Here is a 24,777-nt window from a genome sequence, read left to right as displayed (position 1 = left end):
AAAGGTTGAAAAGCCTTGTGGCTTTAAGAGCGAGAGGGGATTGGGGAAGGTGAGACGGGTGATACCACTTTATTTGCGAGGCACAGTAGCTCGTTCCTCTTCCAAAAAATCCCCTATGATTTTCCCATCCAATGATGTCAGCATGTGGCATATATTATATATGGTCTTTCCAAAGTATTACTCCTTTCTATAATGCTTAGGATTGATATAAAAAAAGCCCTGTTTAGCAGGGCAATTCTTATCATCAGCCATTATTTCAACTTGTTATATTCTTCATTTGATACTGGTTCCAACCATTCCGGTGTACCTGCAGTAATGGCAATGTGTTCAAACCAGCTATCTTTCGTTGCACCATGCCAGTGTTTCACACCATCGTGAGTAACAATAACATCGCCAGCTTTTAAAAATTGAGCAGGTTTTCCTTCTTCTTGGTACCAACCTTCTCCGCCAGTTACTAATAAAATTTGAAATCCATCACGATGAATATGCCAGTTATTTCTGCAACCTGGTTCAAAGGTCACATTCCCAACACCAACACTTACTTTAGGATCAGCAACTAATGTTTTAAGATAACTTTGTCCCACAAAAAATTGTGCATATGCTTCATTTTTTTCGCCCACTGGGAAAATAACGCCGTTTTTTACCTCTTCATGTCTTGACATATTTAATTCCTCCATATTTCCTGTTTATTTTAATTTCCCGCCAAATACCGGGAAGAAGCTATGCTCGCCATAATCCCGGATTCGCTCGACATTCTTCAAAGTCTCCATATCTTCATCGCTGATAACAAAATCAAGCTCTGCATTGTTTCTCATATGATCTGGATTTGCCGTCTTGGGAATGACGACAAGACCAAGCTGAAGATCATAACGCAGGCAAAGCTGAGCAACCGATACTCCATACTTATCAGCGATTGCCTTAATCTCTGCATTGTCAAGAATTGCACCATGTGCAATGGGGGAATAGGCCTCTACCAGGATATCATTCTTCTGGCAGAATTCAATCAGTTCGAAAGGAGTATTGCTCACGTGTGCCAATATCTGGTTTACCATAGGCTTGATCTCACAGCTAGCAATAATATTCTCGATATCATCCTCAAGGAAGTTAGAAAGACCGATCGCCTTTACCTTGCCTGCCTTATAAGCATCCTCCATTGCTTTCCATACTTCTTTGTTTTCCTCGAAGTAACGGTTTTCCCCACGGAACTTCTTCCAAGGCTGGGGGCTGTGGATAATCAGAAGATCAATGTACTCCAGTCCAATTTTTGCTAAAGACTCATCAATGGACTGCGTAACGGCATCGTAGTTCTTTAATTCTGCAGCAACCTTTGTCGTTATGAAAAGTTCTTCTCTTGCGACACCGCAGGAACGAATTCCTTTGCCTACACCAGCTTCATTCATATAAGCCTGAGCAGTATCAATATGGCGATATCCGATCGATACCGCATCACGAACTGCCTGTGCTGCCTGTGCATCGTCAAGCAGCCAGGTACCAAGACCTAATTTTGGAATTTCTACACCATTGGATAATTTGAAAGTTTCGTTAAACATGCTTTTGTCTCCTTAACATGGTTTCAAAAAATCAATATTGATTGATTTATCAACACTTGTTTATAATTATAAAAAGAAACAGGATGCTTTCAATGGTTAAATGAACGCAATTTGTTGACTATTCAACAAATCAATTAAAATTGTTGATTATCGATAGAAAGATTGGTGAATGAAATTGTCTAAAGTAGATCGAAGAATAGCCAAAAGCCAAGAAGCGATAAAAATGCCGTAATTGAACTGATGTCTGAAAAAAATTTTGACGACATTACGATTCAGGATATTGCCGACAGAGCAAATGTAAATCGAGGAACCATCTATCTCCATTACACGGATAAATATGATCTGCTGGATAAGATGATTGAAGAACACATCAACAATCTCCGAGAACTTTGCCGATCCGCTTCTGAAATGACGTTTCAAGAAGGAAATTACGTATGGTTCGAATACTTTGAACGTCATTATGTATTCTTTTCAACCATGTTGGCAAGTAAAGGGGCTCCTTCTTTTCGCAGTCGGTTTCTTGATTTAGTCATTGAGGAGTTTAAAGCTGAGGTGGATGTAACAAAAGGAAAAAAAGTCGGTTTTCATGAAGATGTGATTCTCCAATTTTTTGGTTCGGCGATCGTAGGTGCAGTGGAATGGTGGTTTAAAAATGGAATGCCTTTGCCGGCTCGTGTTATAGCAGAACAAACGGGGGCATTGTTAGATCGGAATTTGGAGTAAAAGAAATGATTGCCTTAGATTGCGAAAAGACTTCATTGGAGTTTTGAAGACCCTGCAAAGCTTCGGGAACGAAGGAGGAAATTAAAGAGAAATTGCGTGAGGTTCGAGATGCGATTGCCAGGAAAGTGAGTTCCTTCATTGATGAAATTTAATTCTGGAAAAGTTGTGGGGCTGTCCCAATAAGCAAAGACTAAGGGATCGCCCCTTTTCTTTTCGAGCTAACAATTGACCATGTACTATGGTACAGGGTTTATAATGAGAATGGGTGATCACATGATGTATCGAATTAGTCAATTGGCGAAAGCGTGCAATGTCAATAAAGAAACCATTCGTTATTACGAAAGGTTGGGGTTGATTCCCGAACCGACTCGTACGGATTCAGGATACCGTATGTATCCAGAGGATATGGTGCAACGGATCGGTTTTATTAAACGCATGCAAGACTTGGGGTTTACACTTCAAGAAATTGATAAGTTGTTGGGTGTTGTAGATCGGGATGAAGTCAAATGCAAGGACATGTACGATTTTACTGTTTTAAAACTTCGGGAGATTCAAAGTAAAATTCAAGATCTCCGAAAAATTGAACGAATGCTCATTAGCTTAAAGGAAAAGTGTCCTGAAAACAAAGAGATGTTTGAATGTCCGATCATTGAAACGTTAATGGAAAAATAGAGGTGATGATGATAAGAGAGACAATGAAAGGTGTCGGCTGGTTTTTTGTAGCTTTGGTAACCTGTCCTTGCCATTTGGTTTTACGGGAAAAAACCGACCATTGTTGTGATGTAAAGGGGAAAGATTCATAAAGGGGGACTTCGCTTGAAAAGGTATCGACTAATCGTTCGAGGCATGACGTGTACGGGATGCGAAGAACATATTGCCACCGCATTAGAGAACATAGGAGCAGTCAATATTGACGCAAGTTACCGACACGGGGAGGCAACATTTGAACTTCCAGATGACGTTGATGTAAGAAAAGCACAAGAAGCGATTCGTGAAGCAAAGTATCAGCCTGGAGAAGTACAAGAAATCCAGCCGCCGCGAAATGGGGTTGCAGGGGATGAAGGCGAATACGATTACCTGATTATTGGGTCAGGAGGGGCGGCTTTTGCTTCGGCGATTAAAGCGGTCGAATATGGTGCAAAAGTCGCCATGATTGAACGCGGAACCGTTGGCGGAACCTGTGTCAATATTGGCTGTGTCCCATCGAAAACACTTTTGAGGGCGGGGGAAATTCATCACCTGGCGAAAACAAATCCTTTTATCGGGATACATACATCTGCTGGTGATGTGGATTTGGCTTCGTTAATCAAGCACAAAAATGAACTTGTCAGCCAACTTCGTGAGCAAAAATATGTAGATCTCATTGATGACTATGGTTTTGACTTCATTCGTGGCGAGGCAAAGTTTATCGATGAGAAAACCGTAGAGGTCGGTGGTCGCCGACTAACCGCAAAACGCTTTCTGATTGCTACAGGAGCATCTCCTGACATACCTGATATTCCAGGGTTAAAGGATGTTGACTATGTAACAAGCACCACATTGCTTGAACGAAAGAGGCTTCCGAAGCGTCTTGTCGTGATTGGTGCAGGTTTTGTTGGACTGGAATTAGGAACGCTTTTTAACAACTTGGGAACGGAAGTAACCATTCTCCAAAGAGGAGATACCTTTTTACGCAAGTATGATCTCGAAATTGCAGATGTGGTCAAACAAGCATTAACAGAACAAGGCATCAACCTTGTGACAGGAGCGACATACGAACGTATTGAACAACATGGAGACATCAAACAAGTTTATGTTACGGTAAACGGAAAACAAAAGGTGATTGAAGCTGATGAATTACTTATTGCAACGGGGCGAAAGCCAAATACCGAAGCTCTCCATCTTGAAGCGGCTGGTATTCAGGTGGGTTCTCGTGGTGAAATTGTCGTTGATGAATATTTGCGTACAAGCCATCCAAGCGTTTATGCCGCAGGAGATGTTACGTTAGGTCCACAATTTGTTTATGTCGCCGCTTATGAAGGCGGGATTGCGGCAGATAACGCCATCGGAGGAGCTAACCGAAAGGCAAACCTTGAAGCTGTTCCAGGTGTAACCTTTACAAATCCTTCGATTGCAACCGTAGGTCTTACCGAAAAACAGGCAAAAGAAAAAGGGTTGGAGGTAAGAACATCGGTTCTGCCTTTAAGTGCTGTGCCAAGAGCCATCGTAAATCGGGAAACCACGGGTATTTTTAAACTGGTTGCTGATGCCAATACCTTTAAAGTTTTAGGGGTTCATGTGGTTGCTGAAAATGCTGGTGAAGTCATTTACGCAGGCACATTGGCCGTGAAATTTGGATTAACCAATGAAGATTTAAGAGACAGTCTTGCCCCGTATTTGACCATGGCGGAAGGGTTAAAATTGGCGGCGTTAACTTTTGATAAAGACGTATCTAAATTATCCTGCTGTGCAGGGTAAACTTTATAGAACCATATTAAGCGTGAATGTACAGGAGAAGTGATGCGTTGTGTTTAATAGGGTTTGTTTGATGAGAGAAATGTTAATGACAATGTGTGCAAGATTAGCGAAATAGATTCATGGGGCGGAGTGTAAGCTTCCGCCTCATTTTTGTTTTCTGCCTCCACAAGTCTACTTGCTAACAATGGTTTTCACTGATCTTTCCAGTCCAGCAATAGATCCAGCAAGTTCAGGACGATTTTCTGATCTTTGATGTTTCGTGTTTGTAAGCGGGTGATGATTTGGGATAGTGTGTATTCTTGAGAATCTGGATTAGGGTGGATCGACCGAAAGAGGTCTTCTAATGAAATCTCCAGAGCGTTGGCCACCTTTTCGATGCTTTCCAGTGTCGCATTTTTCTCGCCTCTTTCCAATTGTCCAATGTATGTAGTGTGGAGATTGGCTATATCTGCTAATTCTTCTTGGCTCAATCCCTTTTCTTTACGGAAATTTCGAATCCGCTCTCCGATAACTTTTGGCAAATCACTCATTTAACCACCTCTTATGTAACTTTAGCTTTAATCTTTAAGCTTCCCCAAGAGACAATAGATATTCAAAATCAATAATGATATACTATAAGTATTATTTTTCAAGAAGTGACGAGATGTTGTCTTATGCGCAAACCATGTATAAAAAATCGAATCTCGTTATGTTATAGAAATAAATACCCATGTTACTTGTTCTGAAGACCTCGAAAATGATGGGTGGTTTAAGGGAGAAGATAGGGAGTTTTTTAATGTATATCCTTCCACCATAGTTCATCCTTCTTTTCCTGATTTTTTGGGAAAACTCAAGAGTATTCGCTTCTCTAATCGAAACATTGTGTTTGAAATCAACGAAGCAGAAAAAATATCGGACATGGGTTTGTTCAAAAGAGCGGTTCATTATTTGAAAGATAAAGGGTATGCCATTGCACTTGATGATTACGGCAAAGGGGAATCATCTTCACGCAAAATTTAATTGTTTAGGAAAGGGGGCTGAAATTGTGAAAATTTGTCGAATACTTCCATTTAAGGCGAAAGCTACAATCACTGGACAAAAGGAAAAAAAACGAATGATGAACCGAAAGCTGATGTATGTATTTATCCTGGCGTCTTTAGCAATGGTGGTAGTTGTTAATTATTATTCGCCTTTAGAATCACTATGGATGCTTCTCTTGATACCTGCTATTGCAACAGTGGTCTTATTCCCAACGTGGAAAGCAACAATCACTGTTGGATTGTCAGGCTTCATTCTTATGGTTATTACGGAATTTGTGTTTCGTCAGGAACAAATTCAATATCAGGATGGGATTCATCTAATTATTACAGGAGCAGTGGAATGGGTCGTATTCACAATGATTTCTTCTTTTCGAATCAAGGTTGCAAGGTTGATAACGGAATTAGAACATCTTGCTTTGACTGACCCGCTCACTAAAATCTATAACCGCAGATACCTGGATTTGTATATGGAAAAAGCCATTCCTTTATCTCAAAGAAGAGAACATCCGATGACACTGATCATGTTTGATATTGACCATTTCAAAACCATCAACGATACATATGGTCACAACGCTGGGGATATGGCCTTGAAAAAAGTAACCAGAGTTATAGAGGGGATCATTCGTGATTCTGATGTATTCGTTAGAACAGGCGGAGAAGAGTTTATGATTGTTTTGCCGAATGCTTCTTTAGAACAAGGAATTAAATTCGCAGAGCGAATCCGAAAGACAGTGGAAGGAACCAAGTTTGTTTATAAAGGAAAACGGATATTGGTCACCATAAGTTTAGGGATAACAGAATATATCAAAGGGCAAGATCTGAGCCAGTTTATTGAGAAAGCAGATCAAGGATTGTATCGGGCAAAAGAAACGGGACGTAACAGAATTGTTGCTATATAACCATCAATATGTCATAAGTAAAATGGAAGTGTAAGTTATGCTTGACAGCATACACCAAGATTATATTTTTTTGCCAGGTACGCTTAAAATAATTAATCTTGTTTCTTCATTTCGATCATTAAAACATGTGAAGTTTCTTTTGTCTTTATTAAAATGTCTTCCTCTACAATTTCCAGTCCGTCCCGATTAGATAGTTCAACCATATTAATTGTAGAAATCCCTTCTATCTGAACTAAATAGGCCTGTCTTCCTTCCTTAACTGGAAAGCTAATCTCTTTTCCTTGTTCAAGTTCTAAGGAGTAAATATTCGCATCCTGATTTATTTTGATTGGCGCATTTCCTTCTTTACTTGAAACCATATGAAGCCATTTATTTTTTCGATCATCCCAATTAAATTTATAGTCTCCATAGTTAGGTGTATATCCTTGTTTATCTGGGAAAATCCAGATCTGCAAAAGTCTTAATATGTTTTTTCCGAAATTATGCTCACTATGATATACACCGGTCCCTGCACTCATGTATTGAACATGGCCACGACCTAACGTATTTTTATTACCCATATTATCTTCATGAGTAAGTTCTCCATCTACTACGTAGGATATGATCTCCATATCTCGATGAGGATGAAGATCAAATCCTGTATTAGGTTCAACTAAATCATCATTGATTACTCTTAAAACCCCAAAATTAATATTATCTGGATTGTAATACTCTGCAAAGGAAAAGTGGAATTTACTTTTTAGCCAGCCAAGATTGCTACTCCCCATATTTTCACTTTCTATTTTTCTGAACATGTTACACACCTTCTTTTGTTTATTTATAATGCATTTTTGAAATATACGAATATAATAACTTACTTTATGTAAGTAATATAATTTAAGTTACTTACTTTTGTCAAGTAAATATGACTTTCAGCATCTTTATAAACCTAGTATTACGATATACATGTAAGTAGTAATACGTAATACGCGATACTAGTAATACGATATAGAAGTACATCTACCTAATGACATTATGTGGTACATTATAGCTAAGGAACATATGATAAAGCAAAGAGGTTTACATTTCACTGAAAGGGAGAGTAAAAAGATGCGTAGTATCACCTACGGGGAAGTCTCCTTTGAAAGAATGTGCCAAATCATAAGCAACTATATTTCTAAGGATAAAGGTCAACAGTATAAAATTTCGGTTGGAACTGATTCACAAAATTTTGATTTGACAAAGACTGTGATTGTCGTTGCCGTGTGGAACGTTGGGAATGGTGGGATCTTTTTTTATGATATTAAAAGAGTACGTAAAATAACCAATATAAGGCAGAAAATATTTTATGAGACAAGTCTAAGCCTAGAAATGGCAAGTAAATTAGCCATGTATCTAGAACAAGAAGGTCACTTACATGATATTGGGATTCATGTGGATGCAGGAGAGGACGGCCCAACTTCAAAAATGATCCCCGAAATCGTTAGCTGGGTAAATGCTTGCGGTTTTCAATGTAAGACAAAACCGTATTCCTATGCAGCATCTTCGATCGCTAACAAACTTTCAAAATAGAGCCATTATTATGATATCTAACATAATGAGTTGATTGAGAATAGGTTATTAAACTTATTTTCCGAATACTCTTAACTGTAGAAATATAAAGTAAAAGGTTGTAAATAATCCTAAAAATCTTTATAATAATACATGTTTTGTCAAAAGGATCAGTTCAAATTGTGGCCGCAATTTTCAAACAAATTAGAATCCTTTTGGAATTAACATTTTATATATAGGAGAGAAGGCAGAATGGCGAAAAGCGACAGCAGTACAAAGGAATTTAAACCTTTTATTTCTGCAGATAGAGTATTACCTGAGTTTACCAAAACTTCATTTATTCTAGGTATTTTATTGGCTGTTATATTTGGGGCTGCAAATGCTTATCTAGGTCTAAAAGTCGGAATGACAATTAGTGCATCAATTCCTGCAGCTGTTATTTCTATGGGTATTATTCGTGGATTATTCAAAAAAGAATCTATTTTAGAAAACAACTTGGTACAAACGATTGGTTCTGCAGGAGAATCGGTTGCAGCTGGGGCAATCTTTACATTACCTGCCCTTTACATTTGGTCTACCGAGTGGAATATGGGGGCTCCAAGTTTATTTACAATTACGGTTATCGCCATTATTGGGGGAACATTAGGTGTTCTATTTATGATTCCGTTAAGAAAGGCGCTAATCGTAAAAGAACATGGTATTTTACCATATCCAGAGGGTACTGCATGTGCCGAAGTATTGTTAGCAGGTGAAGAAGGTGGCCAAAAAGCGAAGACAACTTTCTTAGGTTTAGGTATTGGAGCGATCTACAAATTTATTGCTGATGGGTTCAAGCTATTCCCTAGTGAAATCGAAACAGCCATTCCTGGTTATAAGGGAGCTGCTATTGGTGCCGATGTTCTACCAGCGCTTTTAGGTGTAGGCTTTATCATTGGGCCTCAGATCTCTGCATATATGTTAGCAGGTGCAGTAATTGGTTGGTTTGGACTTATTCCTTTAATCGACTATATTGGTAATATGGGTGAAATTATTATGTACCCAGCAACTGTTCCAATTAGTGAATTAGGATATTGGGGAATTTGGGATAGCTATATCCGTTATGTGGGTGCTGGAGCCGTTGCATTTGGTGGTATTTTTAGCTTAATTAAATCACTTCCATTGATCATTCAAACCTTTAAGGATGCGATGAAAGACTATTCTGGTGGTGTGGGTGAGCAAACGAATAAAAGAACAGATCAAGACCTTTCCTTGAAACTTGTTTTAATCGCGGTACTTGTAATTGTCCTTGCGATGATGATGTTACCCATCATTCCTGTAGGTTTTGTTGGAGCATTATTAATTGCGATTTTTGGTTTCTTCTTTGCAACAGTATCTTCAAGAATCGTTGGTCTTGTAGGGAGTTCATCTAACCCTGTTTCTGGTATGACCATCGCTACTCTAATCATCACAGCGATCATCTTTAAAGCAACAGGTAATGATGGACAAGCAGGCATGATTGCAACCTTAACTGTAGGTTCGATAATAGCAATTATCGCAGCGATTTCAGGAGATACTTCTCAAGACTTAAAAACAGGTTTTCTTGTTGGGGCAACACCAAAGAAACAGCAAATTGGCGAAATTGTTGGTGTAGTTGCTTCTGCATTAGTGATTGGGTTAGTTCTAACTTTACTAAATGAAGCATGGGGATTTGGTTCTAATGAACTACCTGCGCCTCAGGCAACCTTGATGAGATTAGTTATTGAAGGTGTAATGGGTGGTAACTTACCATGGACATTGATTTTTGTAGGAATTGGAGTCGGGGTGGCCATTGAATTATTAGGTTTACCTGTATTACCAATTGCGATTGGTTTATATTTGCCAATCCACTTAAGTACACCAATTATGGTGGGTGGAATTGTTCGAGGAATCTTAAATAGAAAACTAAACAAAAATGGTGAAGAAGATCAAAAAGTGAGCCAAAAAATCGACTCTGGTATTCTATTTGCTTCAGGATTAATTGCTGGAGAAGGTCTAATTGGGATCTTGTTAGCCGTATTTGCAGTTCTTGGTGTAGACCTTGTCCTTGGTATTGATTTAGGGCAAATCGGTTCCTTGATTTTCTTTGGAATATTAACTTATTTGTTAATGAAATTCTCCGTATTTAAAAAGGTAGATTAACCAAGCTAGAAAAAGAGGATATTTTCTATCCTCTTTTTCACTTTTGTGAACAATTTTAATAGCAAAGAAAGGATATTAGAGGTAAAATAATGGCGAATAAAATTTCAAAAAAGGATAATTTTTTAGAATTGATTCCTCTAAAAACAAATAAATATCAATCGATCATGACTGAAAAGGGAATCATTCAGATTATTATTCCCAGAAACAGTATGTTAGATCGAATCGTTAGAGTCTTTAAGAAAACACCTAAATTAATGAGAATAGATTTAGATACATATGGAACTTATATTTGGAATTTAATTGATGGGAAAAGAAATGTTAGTGAAATCGGAAGGCTATTGAAATTAGAGTTTGGAGAAGAGATTGAGCCTCTCTATGAAAGGCTAATTACATATATCAATGTTTTAAGGAATAATCAATTTATCACGCTTAAGAAGAATGAAAAAACTGAGAACATGTATGATAATCATTAGAAAGGGGCTAAATATATGAACAATCGTTTAGAAGGCCTTCAACCAGAATCCGTATTTAAACATTTTGAAGCGATTAGTAGAATTCCTAGAGAGTCAGGAAATGAGAAACAAATTAGTGATTATTTGGTCCAATTCGGGAAAAACCTTGGGCTTGAGGTTATTCAAGAGGAATCTGGAAATGTAATTATCAAAAAACCGGGAACAAAAGGCTATGAACAGTCTCCTATTGTAATCCTTCAAGGCCACATGGATATGGTCTGTGTTAAAAAAAAAGATTATCCTTTTGATTTTTCGAAAGATCCGATACCTTTAGTCGTCGAGGGGGACTTGGTCAAAACAGAGGGAACGACACTGGGGGCAGATAACGGAACTGCAGTAGCTATGATGATGGCCATTTTAGAATCAAAGGAATTAGAACACCCGCCAATTGAATGTTTGTTTACTGTAGCAGAAGAAACCGGGATGGATGGAGTACTCAATCTTCAACCTGAACACTTGACCGGAAAGATTCTGATCAATATTGATTCTGAAGAAGAGGGTATTATGCTTGCTTCTTGCGCTGGTGGGGTGAGAAATGTTGTTTCGATTCCAATTGAGTGGACAGAGGTCGATTTAGAGAAACAAGCTTATACTCTAACGATTAAGGGATTACGGGGTGGGCATTCAGGCATTGAAATTGATAAAAATCGAGCTAGTGCGATCAAGTTATTAGGTAGAGTATTGAGGGGTATCGAAAAATCTATAGAGCTTGATATTGCAGCAGTAAGTGGTGGAGAAAAAATGAACGCCATCCCTAAAATGGCTTCTGCCACAATTTTGCTTGATGAAGCGTATATTAAAGAATTAGAAAAAATCGTTGATCAATATCAAAACTTTTTCCAAAAGGAATTTGAGGCATCAGATCCTAATATTCAGGTTCAATTGAATCAAGTAGAACAAGTGAAACAGGTATTCCAAGATAAAACTAAAAAGCACCTCATTCATGCTCTCCGTTTAATTCCTGCAGGAGTACAAACGATGAGTGCAAATATTAAAGGTTTAGTGGAAAGTTCCAATAATATAGGAACACTGGAAACAAAAGAAGAAGAAATCATTTTAAGTAGTGCAGTAAGAAGTTCGGTGAAATCCTTAAAAGATGAGATCAATGACCGAATTGCAAGTATTTGCGATTTGATTGGTGCGAAGATGGAGTTGTTCTCCGATTATCCTGCATGGGAATATGAACCGAATTCAAGGATTAGAGATATCATGAATGAGGTATATAAAGAATTGAATCATACTGAAATGAAAGTGGATGCGATTCATGCAGGACTAGAGTGTGGATTCTTACAGGAAAAGCTTGGTAAAATCGATATGGTATCGATTGGACCAAATATCTATCATGCTCATACCCCTGAAGAATCTTTAAGCATTTCTTCTACCCAAAGGGTTTATGAGTTCTTAACTGAGGTATTAAAGAACATAAAATAAACAATATCCAAAAAATGGGGGATCTTTTATGTCAAATGTGGTTGAACGCTTTTTAAAGTATGTGAAGTATGATACTCGTTCAGATGATGAATCTAATACTGTCCCAACTACACCAGGGCAAATGGTATTAGCTAAAGCGATTGCAGAAGAACTAAAAGAGATTGGTTTAGAAGAGGTCACCCTCAATGAAAAAGGCTATATTTATGCAACTTTACCTGCAAATATAGATAGAGAGGTGCCAACGATCGGTTTTATTGCCCACATGGATACAAGCCCAGATATGACAGGTACCAATGTCAATCCAAAGATTGTGGAAAATTATGATGGGGAAGACATTGTTTTAAATGAAGAAAAAAATATTATTTTATCAGTAAAACAATTTCCTGAACTGAAAAATTACATAGGAAAAACATTGATCACAACAGATGGGACAACGCTTTTAGGAGCAGACGATAAGGCAGGTGTGTCCGAAATTATCACTGCTGTAGAATATCTCAAGAATCATCCGGAAATTCCCCATGGCAAAATCCGAATTGGTTTTACCCCTGATGAAGAAGTAGGAAGAGGGGCAGATCATTTTGATGTCAAATTTTTTGGTGCAGATTTTGCCTATACGATGGATGGTGGTCCTATAGGTGAACTAGAATATGAAAACTTTAATGCTGCAGGGGCCAAGATTATCATAAAAGGACGAAATGTCCATCCAGGGACAGCAAAAGATAAAATGATCAACTCGATTTTAATTGCAAATGAATATATCGCTTTATTACCTAAAGAAGAAACCCCTGCCCATACAGAAGGATATGAAGGATTTTATCATCTAAACAATATAAAAGGTGACGTAGAGACAACGATCCTTTCTTACATTATCCGTGACTTTGATAAAGCAACTTTTGAAAAAAGAAAAGAAACCATGCAAGAATTTGCCCAACAGCTTAACCAAAAATATGGAGAAGGCACAGTAACGGCTGAAATCAAAGATCAATACTATAACATGAAAGAAAAGGTTGAACCTGTAAAACATATTGTTGACACAGCGTTTAAGGCAATGGAAGAAGTAGGTGTCACACCGATCGTCAAGCCGATTCGTGGTGGAACAGATGGAGCAAGACTCTCTTACATGGGCTTGCCGACCCCAAATATTTTTGGAGGTGGTCATAACTTCCATGGAAGATATGAATTCATCCCTACTTATGCAATGGAGAAAGCAGTGGATGTGATTTTAAAAATTGTAGAGCTTTACACAAAAAGATAATATACGCAAAATTTAACTATCCATCTATATGAGGATTTTGTCGAAAGAAGATGTTTTAAGGAAGAACCTTAATTTCTTTGCCGAATCAAAACTAGTTTTGTCAACCGTGCAGGTGCTTAAAGAGAAATGAAGAATAGTAATAGCAAAGGAAGGAATGGAGGAATTAAGGTGGAGCATTTAATAAAAGAAGATCATGCAAATTTAAATCATCTCTTTCGCAAGATGGATGAGCTAGAACGGAAATTAGAACAAAAGGCAGACCGAGTAGTTTCAGTTCAAGTATTACATCATCGAAATGAAATTGATGAATTGATAGAAAAAATCAATACATTAGAACAAAAGCTTGAATCCTTAAAAGGATTGATGACAACGATTGAAAAGAGTGAAACAGAAGCGGAAATAAAGGAGATAGACAAATCTAGAGTAAAGAAGAGCTGGCTTGTAAGCATGCTTAGTATGTTTGGCATGTAAAAGAAATGTGGAAAACGCCCCCGAACCGGAGTCAAGATGAAGGGATGAAAGATATGACAAACACTCAATCTCTTACAAAAAGTAGGCGATTTCAGATTCTTAGCGCCGTTGCGATTGGTACCTTTATGGGACCACTAGATTCAAGCGTGGTCAATATAGCCTTACCTAACATTCGAGAATATTTTCAGACGTCTCTTGGTACGGTCGAATGGGTGGTCATGTCTTATTTGTTGGTGATTAGTAGCCTCTTACTGACTTATGGCCGGTTAGGGGATATGTTTGGGCATAAGAAAATCTATATGATTGGCTTCATTTTATTTACGATTGGTTCACTCCTTAGTGCAATCTCTCCATCGATTTTGGCCTTGATCCTTTTTCGAGCTTTTCAAGCGATTGGAGCAGGGATGATGATGGCGATGGGGCCTGCGATCGTAACAGATATTGCACCTCCAAAAGAACGGGGGAAATTTATGGGAATCATTGCGATCTCTGTTTCCATTGCATTAACGACAGGACCTGTTTTAGGGGGCTTTTTAACTACTCATTTTGGCTGGCAAAGTATCTTTTATATCAATTTACCGATCGGAATCATTGGCTATTGGTGGGCAAAAAAAGTGATACCAGAATCAAATCACTCTGGTGAACAGCATTTTGATATTAAAGGAGCAGTCGTACTCTTCTTATCTTTAACCAGTCTCTTATTCTCTTTAAGTTATACGGAGAAGGTCGGATGGAGTAATCCATACATTATAGGTTTATTGGTTGCTGGGCTATTCCTTTTAGTACTTTTTATCTACATAGAAAAAAGAGTAGATCATCCTATGGTCGATCTTTCGATTTTTAATAATCGGTTATTTTCCATGGGGAACTTATCTTCATTATTAAGCTTTGTTGCCCAGTTTTCTGTCATTCTTCTCATGCCTTTTTACTTGCAGCAATTATTAAAGCTACAACCTTCTGAAGCAGGCTTGTTGTTTATTCCCATGCCATTAACCATGTTGTTGGTTGCACCGATTAGTGGTGTCATTTCTGATCGAATCGATTCTCGTTATATTAGCTCATTTGGAATGGTGATTACAGCATTGGGGATGTGGCAATTAAGTTTGTTACATATAGAGTCAACACGTTTGTCCATGATCTTAGGAATGATTACAGTTGGTTTAGGCATAGGAATGTTCCAGACGCCAAATAATAGTGCTGTAATGGGAAGTGTTCCCAAAAATAGATTGGGTATTGCTTCAAGTATGTTGGCTACGATGCGTAATATGGGGATGGTGTTAGGAGTAGCTATTTCTGGAGCCATTTTTACTAGTCAGCAAAATCATCTTACAAACGTATTATCTGCAAAAGGTCTAACAGGAGCTGAATTAAAAATAGAGGCCTTTACAGGAGCCTTTCACCTTACTTTTCTTGTAGCAGCTCTATTAGCAGTCATTGCGGTATTCACTTCTTTGGTACGTGGACCATTACACAAAAAATAGGTTGGCCTAAAACCAACCTTTATGTTTAAACCAGAAATACATGCTTAACGCAATGATGCCCATGAATCCTAAGGTAATAAAATAACCATAATGCCAGTTTAATTCAGGCATATATTTAAAATTCATTCCATAGACTCCTGCAATAAATGTAAGAGGCATAAAGATCGTTGTGATGACGGTAAGAGTCATCATGATCGTATTCATTCGGTTTGAACTTAAGGAAAGATAACTATCGCGAATATCTGAGGTAACCTCTCGATTTGATTCAATCATCTCGGTCAATTTTAGAAGATGATCATAGATGTCGGTAAAATAAATATGTTGTTCTTTTACGATTTCAAGGCGTTCAGAGTTGATGATTCGATAAAGGAGATCTCGCATCGGGAAAATCGTATGACGAATGGTTAGTAATTGGCTTCTTAAATCGAAAACTTCATCCATTAACATATGAATCGGTCTTATGCTATTATCGATTTCATTGATTCGATCTTCAATTTTATAGATGGTTGGAAAATAATAATCTACAATTTTATCAATAATTCGGTACATGATATGAAAAGGACCTTTTTCTAAAGAAAGTGGATCAGAAATCAATTCTTGACGAACCAGTTCAATTTCACTGGATTGGAACAACTGAAAAGAGACAATAAATTGACTACTTACAAATAGGTCTACTTCTTCAGCTAGTAAAGTATCTTGATTAAGAGAATGAAGCACAAAAAAGTTATAACCATCGTAATAATCAAGTTTGGGCCTTTGTAAGAATTGCAAACAATCCTCAATCGCTAAGGGATGAAAATGAAAATAGCTTTCCAGTAACTTTTTTTCCTCTTCTGTGGGGGATTCAAAGTCTACCCAGTACCAGTCAATTTGGGAGGTTTTTAACTCCTCAAGTGGCAATCCTTCGATTAGTTGACGATTTTTTGTCACAGCAATGGTTCGAATCATGATTGGGCTGCTCCTTTTAGTTTTTACTTTTATTTTTGAATTTAATATACCATTTTTTCCAGCTTACACAAAATGCTCGGTTTAATCCGGGCATATTTTAATTAGAAAGTTTAATTTTCTTTTCTTAAAAAGATGAACTTTTTTAATTGAATAAAAGTCTTTTTTAATAAAACGATAAAAGAGAGATATATATTCTTTTCTTCTAGGGTACCAGGTAATGAATTGGGGTTGATATCGTTTGGAGCAAGATCTTTATCAAATCATACGGGATGCAAAGCGAGGGAAAAAAGAAGCATTTGAACAACTTGTTTCGAGATTTAAGGGCCAAGTCATAAGACAAGCCTATGCAATGCTAGGTGACCAGATGGAAGCAGAAGACGTTGCACAGGAAGCCTTCCTTAAAGCTTATTATGCATTTAATCAATTAGAGAGTGAATATGCTTTTTCTTCTTGGCTTGCACGAATTGTCGCGAATTTATGTTATGACCGGATGCAGAAGAAAAAGAGGGAAAAAGAGCTCTTTCAAGAGGGAATGGAGAATCGAGCAAATCAACAAATAAACAGAAATAACAATATTGAAGGAATCGATCTGAAAATGACAATTCAAGATGCGATGCAGCAACTTTCATTAGAGCATCGGGCAGTCTTAATTTATAGAGATATTCAAGGTTTTTCCTATGATGAAATTGCAGAGATCATGAAGATTCCTGAGGGAACAGTTAAATCTCGTATTCATATTGCACGGAACGCCTTGAAAAAGGCACTAACGAGTCAAGAGGAAGGGGTGTAAAAATGGAAAAACATCCAGATGAATTGCTTTCCGCTTATCTAGATCACGAGTTAACTTATGATGAACAGTTAGCTGTAGAGGATCATTTATCTACTTGTATTCATTGTCAAACATTATTAGAAGAATTGTCTTCGATAAAAAAACAATTATTTAGCGCGTATCAGACATTGGAGATCCCAAATGATTTCGAGGAAAAGCTCATGTTAACGATTGAGAAAAGGGAAGTTGCAAAAATAGTGTCTGAGAAAAAAATCTGGATAGGCATTGTTATTGGAATATTATTAGGATCAATGTTACTCATCCTATTGCCTTATACTTCATTTAGCTTTAATTTACTAACTTCGATTATTAAAGTACTATTTAGCGTGATTCAAACACTACCAACGATCTTTAGTTTCATTCCGTTCTTAGTTGAAGGATTCTTAGTATTTGCCACAATATTAGTAGCAATCTCTATATGGTCATTAAGAAAACTTTTACAAACAAAAGCGTTAGGATAAAGAAGGTGAACCAGATGAAAAATCAATGGAAAAGAAGATTCATCCTTTTTAGTTTAATTTTTATTTTTATTCTCAATATAAGCACACCTGTTTCTGCAGAGAATTTGTATTCGCAAAAGGATACGGTTATTCCAAAAGGACAAACCGTGGAAAATGTTTTCGTTTTAGGCGGGGATGCTACGATTTCGGGTACAGTTAAGGACGCGGTCGTGATCGTTAATGGTGATCTTAATATTAAGGGATCTGCTCGAATAGAGGGATTAGTCCTTGTCATTGGTGGGGAGATCAATCAAGAACAAGGGGCTCACATTTCAGAGCATGTACTTAATCTCTCGTTTAATTCAATGACAGCAAATAGTTTTCTACTTGGAGGAGCACTATTACTTGGAATTTGGTTCCTTCGCCTAATAACTAGTCTGTTACTTATTATCCTCTCTACCGCTACTGTCGCAATAGCCAAAGAACGATTACAGCCCTTTAAAGAGATGATAATAGAAAACCCATTACGACTCGTGACAGTAGGGATTGTTACAAGCTTATTGTTTTTAGCCTTAAGTGGTCTATTATCCATTACGATCGTCGGAATTCCAATTGTCCTTGTCTTATTAGTTGTTTTGTTTATTTTCTTATTGATTACTTTTTCATCTATTAGCTTGATCATTGGTGAGTGGTTACCTGGAAGTATCAACAGAGCACGATGGATGATAGCACTTGGTGGGGCCATCCTCGTTACAGCTGGAATCAATCTTCCGCTATTAGGATGGCTTTTATTTTTAGGCGTAATATGGATGACTTTTGGATTAATGACAATGTGGCTATGGCAGAAAAGAATGCAAAGAAAAGTGTGATTAGAAAATTTTTGAACACTTTATGAAATTCAATGATTTAAGGAGATATGTAAAATGTCGGGGAAACGCATTTTAATTTTATCTGAATCATTTGGTGCTGGTCATACAAGAGCTGCTGAGGCCATAAAAGAGGGAATATTATCCTATCATCCTGACTGGCAAATTCATGTTCTTGAACTTGGAACCTGGTTACGCCCTACACTAAGTCATTGGATAACAGGAATATACCTAAAAACATTACGTTTTTCTCCAAAAATATGGGGGATGATTTATCGAAGGGTACAAAATCGTACAGTGAAGCCCCAATTTGAATTCTTCTTACATCGAATGATCTATGCTCATATTTTGCAGTTGTTTCATGAATATAAGCCGGATTTGATCGTGACAACTCATCCTTTTCCTAGTGCTGTCGTCTCTAGATTAAAACGAATGGGCTTAAATATTCCCTTGCATACGGTGATAACCGATTATCATGTTCATGGATCATGGATCAATACGGGTGTAGATTATTACTATTTACCTAATCATGAAGCTAAACTACAAATGCAACAGCTTGGAGTATCAGAGAAGCGCCTTTATATTACAGGAATTCCTACCCACCCGAATTTTTGGAACAAAACGGATAAAAGAAAGATAAGAAAAAAATTAGGACTTTCTGATCGGCCAACACTATTATATATGGGAGGAGGACTAGGAATCGGTTTGTCTCCAGATATGCTAAGTACCATTCATCAATATCGGGATGAGATGCAAATATTGATTGTAACAGGAAGGAATCGTACTCTATATCGTTCTTTAAAACTTGATCCTTCATTTAATCATCCGCATATTCATATCTATCCTTTTGTAAAAAATATTGATGAGTTAATGGATGCAGCAGATTTGCTTCTTACTAAACCAGGGGGTGTGACCGTTGCAGAAGCGATGGCGAAGGGAGTACCAATGATTATGTTAAATCCAATACCAGGACAGGAAGAAGAAAACTATGAATACATTCTTCAGAATCAACTTGGTATTTCTGTAAAAGATATGGAAGAGCTGAATAACCTTCTTGAGCAATTTATTAAAGAGCCATACATGATCTCAAAATATTTTAAAAGTCTTTCAAAAACATATAATGGACGAAACGCAGTAGAACAAATCATCAAAAATGCCTAGTATTCGCTAGGCATTTTTTAAATGGTGTGCTCTGAATAAGAGGAAGTGTGACATTTACGACGAAAAGGAAGGGTTTCCCGCGAAAATATATGTATAGAACTGGAAATAGCCTTATATCTGAGCCAAAAAGCAAAATTTGTTACTTGAAAACTTAACTTATTTATTATACTGTTCTATTGTTACAGAAATATTACAATGAGATTACAAAAAGACAAAGGGAGAAACCAGGAGGGTTTTCATTGATTGTGAATATAGGATTGGCTATGGTTGTTTATTCGCCTTATTTAGCCTTTTTACCAATGATCTATCTCCTCTATTATTTAATACGCAAGGGGAAGTTGTCACTTAAAAATCCATGGAATATCGGAATAGCCCTTTTATTCTTTTGGTCATTCATTGTTGGGATCATCAATGAGAATGAAATGTCTACTCTAGCATCTCTTGTCATTTTAGGACTATTATTAGTAAGTGTCTACTTTCAAGATAAATATCAATCAGTCACTGATGTAGAACGACTATTTTTTTCAATCTTTTTGTTTTCTATTGGGTCTGCTTTGATGGGAATTTTGGAACATTTTAATATCATTACCTATTCCCCAACGTGGTGGAAATACTTACTTGGTACTCGTTCTATTGACGATATTACCGAAAGCTATAGAATATCTGGGACTTTTAACAATCCAAACTTAGCAGGGACTTGGTATGCGATCATGATCCTTTTTGGGGTTTATTTCTTTAAAAAGTCAGAGGGGATACATAAAGTTTGGTTTGCAGTTGGTACAGCGTTATTTGTCACTGTTTTAATGATGACAGGTTCAAGAGGAGCTGTAATTGGACTTTTCTTTGGCTTTGTTATTTATAGTTATTTTTCTGGTCATAAGAAAAAGATGCTTTTCTTAATGTTCACTTTATTATCAGGTATTACCTTGATGCTTAATTTTCCAGAGTGGTTCCCACGAGGGGAAATCCTATTTTCCTCTATTCGTGATCGACAAGCAATTTGGGAAAATGCATTATATATGTTTATGATGAAGCCAGTGACAGGGTGGGGTTTACTGGGAATTTATTATGCGGATAGTTCAATTTATCATTATTTAAGAGTCTTTCATGCCCATAACACCCTTCTAACTATAGCAACTACGCTTGGTGTTGTTGGCTTATCGATTTTTCTTTGGATGGAATGGTCATTATTACAAGAAATTCGCTTACTTTATCAAAAAAAATGTAGAATTACTCCATTACTAGGAGGAATTCAGGCGATTGTTTTAGGCCAAGGGTTATTTGATTTTACCATAATGAGTCCACAAGTGGCTCTCCTGTTTGTTGTCAGTTCAACCTTAATTGGGAGCTTAGCTTATTCTTATATTCCACAAACCATCCCAACCTATCCCCTTACTTTGCGTTATAAAAAGTCTTGGAAAAAAGCATAATTAGAACAAAAATGCACCCATATGATTGGGTGCATTCTAACCTAATTTTTCATTCAAAGAAATTCACGGACAACGGAGTGCGTTAGAATATATAAACATCTTTTATTGATGCCGTTCAAGGAAATCTAAGATCAATCGATTCACTTTGATTTCATTTTCCTTTTTAGAGAATCCATGTCCTTCATCTTCTAAAACTAGATACTCCACTTCTACTCCTTTTTCCCTCAAGGATGCAACAATTTGATCAGATTCAGCTTTAACGACTCGAGGATCATTTGCACCTTGGATAACAAGCATGGGTTTGGTCATTTGGTTAAGATAGGTGATCGGGGAATCCTTTGTTAATCGTTCTTTATCAACTTCAGGATCTCCTAACCAACGAGTCATAATTGGTTTCCAATGCTCAGGAACAGAATCAATAAAGGTAAATAAATTACTTGGCCCAAAGATATCGACTGCCGCTCTGAAATATTCTGGATGACGCCCTGCTAATAGTAAGGTCATATAACCACCATAGCTACCACCAACAACAAATAACTTATCTCGTGCTGAGATACCCTGATCAAATAACCACTCAATACCAGCAACGCAATCTAAACGAGGGCCTTCCCCCCAATCGCCTTCTACTAGCTTTGTAAAGCTTGCTCCATAACCGGTACTTCCTCTAAAGTTGGGGGCAAATATCGTGTAGCCTCGGCCTAATAGGAATTGAAATAATCCTCGGAAAAATTTACGTTCAGCAGCTTGTGGACCTCCATGTGGCCAAAAGATCGTATATCCATTTGCAACCTCTGGCTTTGCTTTAAATAATAAGGCCTCGATTTCCAATCCATCAAAGGAAGGATAACGTACAACTTCAGGATCAACCATGTCTGATTCAGGAACACCTAAAACTCGATTGTCAGTAAGAGGATGCCATTCTCCATTTTCTTCTCTTTTAAAAATATTAAATGGTCTTGTTGCACTACGCCCTAATAGATAAAGGTTGCCGCTATCAGCCACAGTAAACTGCTGGATATTGTCTACAGGCGTGTTAATCGGCGTTAGAATTTTATTGTCGATCTGATAAGCATAGAATTGGTCTGTAACGCCTTTTTCCGTTACGATGTATAAAGTTCTGGTTTTTTCATGCCATTTGATTCCGGTAACATCCTCTTTCTTCAACTTCAAAATAGTGGCAAATTCTTTCGTTTCTAGATTAAAGGACGCTACATAAGAAAACTCTTCTTCAAAATTTGTTACGAAATAAATGGTTGACTCATCGATATAAAGAGCATCTGTTGCTGTATGAACTTTTTCTGGGGATGGAGTTAAACAAAAGACTTCATCACCAACTTTTACATATGCAACAACATAAGTGTTTGCATACATTTTGATATAAACATAGCTTTTCTCCTCAGGACTGGTTGTCACTAAATAGGTTGTTGTTTCATCCCCTTGAAATAATAATTGATCCTCTTTTGTTACTAGGTTGTAAAGCCGAGCATCAAGGAAGTTGGGGTTTTCCTTGTTTGTCATATAATAGAGCCGTTCTCCATCTTTAGATAGTTCAGCAAAGAAATATTTTTCCTTTCTATCACCTGTTAGTATTGGGAAAGGTTTTCCTCCCTCTATAGGTAAGGCATAAATTTGATAATTTTCATCGCCATCATGGTCAAAACCCGTAAGGAAAAAACGATTTTTTGGATCGATCTTAATAAAGCTGCTATTTTGATCATGATAAGTAAGTGGATATGGATAGGTTTGAGGCAAATCCATTGCCCATAAATTAAATTTCCCATTCATGTTGGTACTAAAGATCAATTTACTTTCATCTTTACTTATTGCAAACTGAGAAATGACATAAGTTCGAAAGAATTGTTCTACATCTGGTTTAGGAAATGAAATCATTTATAATCCCCTTTCAGAAATTAGATATTTTTGTGAAAAACCTTAAACAATATATTCTTCATTAGGGGAATTATTCCTCTATTTCGTGGAGCATCATAGGATGAATAAATCTAGAGATAAAAGGAAAAATTTATCTATGTGACATGAACAACTAAATGAGGAGGATAAAAAAGTGAGCGAATATCATTACACAGTTTCAACAAATAAGACTGTAGAGCAAACCATTCAGGATTTAGAAAACGTCTTAAAAGAAGATAAGTTCGGTATCCTATGGAAGTTCGAAATCCATAAAAAATTAGCTGAGAAGGGGTTAAATGCCTCTAAAAATATTACTGTTCTTGAAGTATGCAACCCTGAAGAGGCACATGGGATGTTAGAAAAAGACCCAATGGCTAGTTATTTTCTCCCTTGTAAAATGGTAGTTACTGAAGAAGGGGATCACACGAAGGTGGGTTTAGTACGGCCAACCACGTTAATTGGTCTCATGGAGCAAGAAGGATTAAATCAAGTCGCCAAAAATATAGAAGATCGTTTAATTCACTCGATCGATAAAGCAATTTAAAGATTTTGAAAACAACAACAATTAAAATAGATAAAAAGAATGGCGTGTGATGAACAGATTGCACGTCATTTTTGTTTATCAAGGGATAAACTGCTATAATATGTTTGTTACTTAGTTTGAAAGGAGACAAAACAATGAATATCAAACAATACGCAAATGCACCAGAGATGCAAATCGATCCTGATAAGGAATATGTAGCAACCATACATACAAATAAAGGAGATATTAAGATCAAGTTATTTGCAAATGGAGTCCCAAAAACAGTAAATAATTTTGTTTTTTTGGCGAAAGATGGTTATTATGATGGGGTAAAATTTCACCGTGTCATTGAAACCTTTATGATTCAAACTGGTGATCCACTTGGTAATGGAATGGGAGGTCCGGGGTATTCCTTTGAAGACGAATTACCACCAGTTAAAGCCTATGAGCCAGGAATCGTTGCGATGGCAAATGCCGGCCCTAACACCAATGGCAGTCAATTCTTTATTTGTAGTGGTCCAGATAGTACCTTTCTTAACCAGCATCCTAACTACACCGTTTTTGGTGAAGTGATTGAAGGAATGGATACGGTAAATGCCATCGCTAGTGTACCAGTTGGGCCTTCTTTTGGTGGTGAAATGAGTAGCCCTAAAGAAGCGGTATATATGAAAAATGTAAAAATAGAGGAAATGTAAATAAACTTATAAGCTTAACAAAAAGATAAACATCCATTATGCTTATGTAAAAGAGAAAAAAACAACAATCGAGGTGACTGTCATGTCATTGTCAGATGAATTATTAAATATTGCACCTATTGAATTTTCAGGGATAGAAGATGAGAATCTTAAACAACAGATCATTGAAGCATTGATGGAGGTTAATGACCCTGAAATTCATATTGATATTGTAAATCTTGGTTTAGTTTATGGTGTTCATTTGGATGAAGAAAAAAATGTTGTCGTTAGAATGACACTTACAGCAATGGGCTGCCCATTAGCGGGTTCTATTTCAATAGATGTCCAAAATGCATTAGCCGGGATTGAAGGAATAAATAAGATCGCTGTAGATATCGTTTGGAATCCTCCTTGGGATAAAGATCGTATGTCAAAATATGCAAAGATGGCATTAGGTATCAGATAAAATGTGGAATCAATGAAAACCTAGTAGGCCATGGTACTAATTGACAA

The 24,777-nt window shown here is 37.1% G+C and carries 25 protein-coding genes and 1 pseudogene; 20 read left to right on the top strand and 6 right to left on the bottom strand.

The annotated features are described in order from the left end of the window. Nucleotides 1-251: 251 nt before the first annotated feature. Both TEPIDINF_RS13900 and TEPIDINF_RS13895 read right to left on the bottom strand, forming a co-directional pair. On the bottom strand, nt 252-662 hold the full coding sequence (locus TEPIDINF_RS13900; RefSeq protein WP_068727748.1) for a cupin domain-containing protein: 411 nt from the start codon (nt 660-662) through the stop codon (nt 252-254). Nucleotides 663-686: 24 nt separating this feature from the next. Then, on the bottom strand, nt 687-1,550 hold the full coding sequence (locus tag TEPIDINF_RS13895; protein WP_421692357.1) for an aldo/keto reductase: 864 nt from the start codon (nt 1,548-1,550) through the stop codon (nt 687-689). 175 nt (nt 1,551-1,725) lie between these two features. On the opposite strand from TEPIDINF_RS13895, the pseudogene TEPIDINF_RS13890 reads away from it, so the two are divergent. The 3 genes and pseudogenes from TEPIDINF_RS13890 (at nt 1,726) to merA (ending at nt 4,730) form a co-directional block, all read left to right on the top strand. After that, nucleotides 1,726-2,273, top strand: a pseudogene (locus TEPIDINF_RS13890) (TetR/AcrR family transcriptional regulator). Nucleotides 2,274-2,546: 273 nt separating this feature from the next. Further along, nucleotides 2,547-2,945 (top strand): Hg(II)-responsive transcriptional regulator, encoded by a 399-nt coding sequence (gene merR, locus TEPIDINF_RS13885; RefSeq protein ID WP_068727884.1) that lies wholly within the window; start codon nt 2,547-2,549, stop codon nt 2,943-2,945. Between the two features lie 144 nt (nt 2,946-3,089). Further along, a complete protein-coding gene (merA, locus tag TEPIDINF_RS13880) occupies nt 3,090-4,730 on the top strand; it encodes a mercury(II) reductase (protein ID WP_421692356.1) in 1,641 nt (546 codons plus the stop codon). Between the two features lie 191 nt (nt 4,731-4,921). Here merA and TEPIDINF_RS13875 read toward each other — a convergent pair whose 3' ends face one another. Beyond that, entirely contained in the window at nt 4,922-5,260 is a 339-nt protein-coding gene (locus TEPIDINF_RS13875) for a helix-turn-helix domain-containing protein (RefSeq protein ID WP_068727754.1), read from the bottom strand. Between the two features lie 145 nt (nt 5,261-5,405). On the opposite strand from TEPIDINF_RS13875, the gene TEPIDINF_RS13870 reads away from it, so the two are divergent. Then, nucleotides 5,406-5,729: an EAL domain-containing protein gene (locus TEPIDINF_RS13870; RefSeq protein WP_421692360.1), complete on the top strand. Its 324-nt coding sequence runs from the start codon at nt 5,406-5,408 to the stop codon at nt 5,727-5,729. A 25-nt stretch (nt 5,730-5,754) separates the two neighbouring features. After that, a complete protein-coding gene (locus TEPIDINF_RS13865; protein WP_421692355.1) occupies nt 5,755-6,648 on the top strand; it encodes a GGDEF domain-containing protein in 894 nt (297 codons plus the stop codon). 92 nt (nt 6,649-6,740) lie between these two features. On the opposite strand, the gene TEPIDINF_RS13860 is transcribed toward TEPIDINF_RS13865, so the two are convergent. Continuing rightward, nucleotides 6,741-7,442, bottom strand: a complete 702-nt coding sequence (locus TEPIDINF_RS13860) for a pirin family protein (RefSeq protein ID WP_421692354.1) — start codon at nt 7,440-7,442, stop codon at nt 6,741-6,743. A 295-nt stretch (nt 7,443-7,737) separates the two neighbouring features. Here TEPIDINF_RS13860 and TEPIDINF_RS13855 point away from each other — a divergent pair, with 295 nt between their 5' ends. From TEPIDINF_RS13855 to TEPIDINF_RS13825, 7 genes are all read left to right on the top strand, one after another. Then, nucleotides 7,738-8,199 (top strand): ribonuclease H-like YkuK family protein, encoded by a 462-nt coding sequence (locus TEPIDINF_RS13855; RefSeq protein ID WP_421692353.1) that lies wholly within the window; start codon nt 7,738-7,740, stop codon nt 8,197-8,199. A 231-nt stretch (nt 8,200-8,430) separates the two neighbouring features. Beyond that, on the top strand, nt 8,431-10,335 hold the full coding sequence (locus tag TEPIDINF_RS13850; RefSeq protein ID WP_069799836.1) for an OPT family oligopeptide transporter: 1,905 nt from the start codon (nt 8,431-8,433) through the stop codon (nt 10,333-10,335). 89 nt (nt 10,336-10,424) lie between these two features. Continuing rightward, on the top strand, nt 10,425-10,808 hold the full coding sequence (locus TEPIDINF_RS13845) for a PqqD family protein (RefSeq protein WP_068727764.1): 384 nt from the start codon (nt 10,425-10,427) through the stop codon (nt 10,806-10,808). A gap of 15 nt (nt 10,809-10,823) precedes the next feature. After that, entirely contained in the window at nt 10,824-12,278 is a 1,455-nt protein-coding gene (locus TEPIDINF_RS13840; RefSeq protein WP_421692352.1) for an aminoacyl-histidine dipeptidase, read from the top strand. A gap of 28 nt (nt 12,279-12,306) precedes the next feature. Next, entirely contained in the window at nt 12,307-13,533 is a 1,227-nt protein-coding gene (gene pepT, locus TEPIDINF_RS13835; protein WP_421692351.1) for a peptidase T, read from the top strand. Between the two features lie 168 nt (nt 13,534-13,701). Then, entirely contained in the window at nt 13,702-14,004 is a 303-nt protein-coding gene (locus tag TEPIDINF_RS13830; protein ID WP_068727770.1) for a DUF1515 family protein, read from the top strand. A 53-nt stretch (nt 14,005-14,057) separates the two neighbouring features. Then, entirely contained in the window at nt 14,058-15,485 is a 1,428-nt protein-coding gene (locus TEPIDINF_RS13825; RefSeq protein ID WP_068727772.1) for an MFS transporter, read from the top strand. Between the two features lie 6 nt (nt 15,486-15,491). Here TEPIDINF_RS13825 and corA read toward each other — a convergent pair whose 3' ends face one another. After that, nucleotides 15,492-16,433, bottom strand: a complete 942-nt coding sequence (corA, locus tag TEPIDINF_RS13820; protein ID WP_068727774.1) for a magnesium/cobalt transporter CorA — start codon at nt 16,431-16,433, stop codon at nt 15,492-15,494. A gap of 238 nt (nt 16,434-16,671) precedes the next feature. On the opposite strand from corA, the gene TEPIDINF_RS13815 reads away from it, so the two are divergent. The 5 genes from TEPIDINF_RS13815 to TEPIDINF_RS13795 all read left to right on the top strand — a co-directional run bounded on the left by TEPIDINF_RS13815 (nt 16,672) and on the right by TEPIDINF_RS13795 (nt 21,159). Then, nucleotides 16,672-17,223: an RNA polymerase sigma factor gene (locus TEPIDINF_RS13815; RefSeq protein WP_068727776.1), complete on the top strand. Its 552-nt coding sequence runs from the start codon at nt 16,672-16,674 to the stop codon at nt 17,221-17,223. Nucleotides 17,224-17,225: 2 nt separating this feature from the next. After that, nucleotides 17,226-17,723 carry an anti-sigma factor family protein gene (locus tag TEPIDINF_RS13810; RefSeq protein WP_421692350.1) on the top strand — a complete coding sequence of 166 codons (498 nt, stop codon included), beginning with the start codon at nt 17,226-17,228 and terminating at the stop codon, nt 17,721-17,723. Between the two features lie 14 nt (nt 17,724-17,737). Beyond that, the gene (locus tag TEPIDINF_RS13805) at nt 17,738-18,571 is read left to right on the top strand and encodes a hypothetical protein (RefSeq protein ID WP_068727780.1); all 834 of its coding nucleotides are present in this window, start codon (nt 17,738-17,740) and stop codon (nt 18,569-18,571) included. 54 nt (nt 18,572-18,625) lie between these two features. Next, a complete protein-coding gene (locus TEPIDINF_RS13800; protein WP_068727781.1) occupies nt 18,626-19,729 on the top strand; it encodes an MGDG synthase family glycosyltransferase in 1,104 nt (367 codons plus the stop codon). Between the two features lie 245 nt (nt 19,730-19,974). After that, nucleotides 19,975-21,159 (top strand): O-antigen ligase family protein, encoded by a 1,185-nt coding sequence (locus tag TEPIDINF_RS13795; RefSeq protein WP_235589166.1) that lies wholly within the window; start codon nt 19,975-19,977, stop codon nt 21,157-21,159. Between the two features lie 102 nt (nt 21,160-21,261). Here TEPIDINF_RS13795 and TEPIDINF_RS13790 read toward each other — a convergent pair whose 3' ends face one another. Next, nucleotides 21,262-23,049 (bottom strand): S9 family peptidase, encoded by a 1,788-nt coding sequence (locus TEPIDINF_RS13790; protein ID WP_421692349.1) that lies wholly within the window; start codon nt 23,047-23,049, stop codon nt 21,262-21,264. A gap of 172 nt (nt 23,050-23,221) precedes the next feature. Between TEPIDINF_RS13790 and TEPIDINF_RS13785 the strand changes: the two genes are divergently transcribed. The 3 genes from TEPIDINF_RS13785 to TEPIDINF_RS13775 all read left to right on the top strand — a co-directional run bounded on the left by TEPIDINF_RS13785 (nt 23,222) and on the right by TEPIDINF_RS13775 (nt 24,730). Continuing rightward, nucleotides 23,222-23,611, top strand: a complete 390-nt coding sequence (locus TEPIDINF_RS13785; protein WP_421692348.1) for a DUF302 domain-containing protein — start codon at nt 23,222-23,224, stop codon at nt 23,609-23,611. A 134-nt stretch (nt 23,612-23,745) separates the two neighbouring features. Then, the gene (locus TEPIDINF_RS13780; protein WP_201024228.1) at nt 23,746-24,285 is read left to right on the top strand and encodes a peptidylprolyl isomerase; all 540 of its coding nucleotides are present in this window, start codon (nt 23,746-23,748) and stop codon (nt 24,283-24,285) included. Nucleotides 24,286-24,367: 82 nt separating this feature from the next. Further along, nucleotides 24,368-24,730: a metal-sulfur cluster assembly factor gene (locus TEPIDINF_RS13775; protein WP_068727790.1), complete on the top strand. Its 363-nt coding sequence runs from the start codon at nt 24,368-24,370 to the stop codon at nt 24,728-24,730. Nucleotides 24,731-24,777 lie beyond the last annotated feature (47 nt).

Origin of the sequence: Tepidibacillus infernus, from assembly GCF_048898065.1 — a bacterium.
Classification (GTDB): Bacteria; Bacillota; Bacilli; order Tepidibacillales; family Tepidibacillaceae; genus Tepidibacillus_B; species Tepidibacillus_B infernus.
The sequence above is the reverse complement of the archived record's forward strand: the minus strand, read 5'-3'. Positions and strand labels throughout refer to the sequence as shown.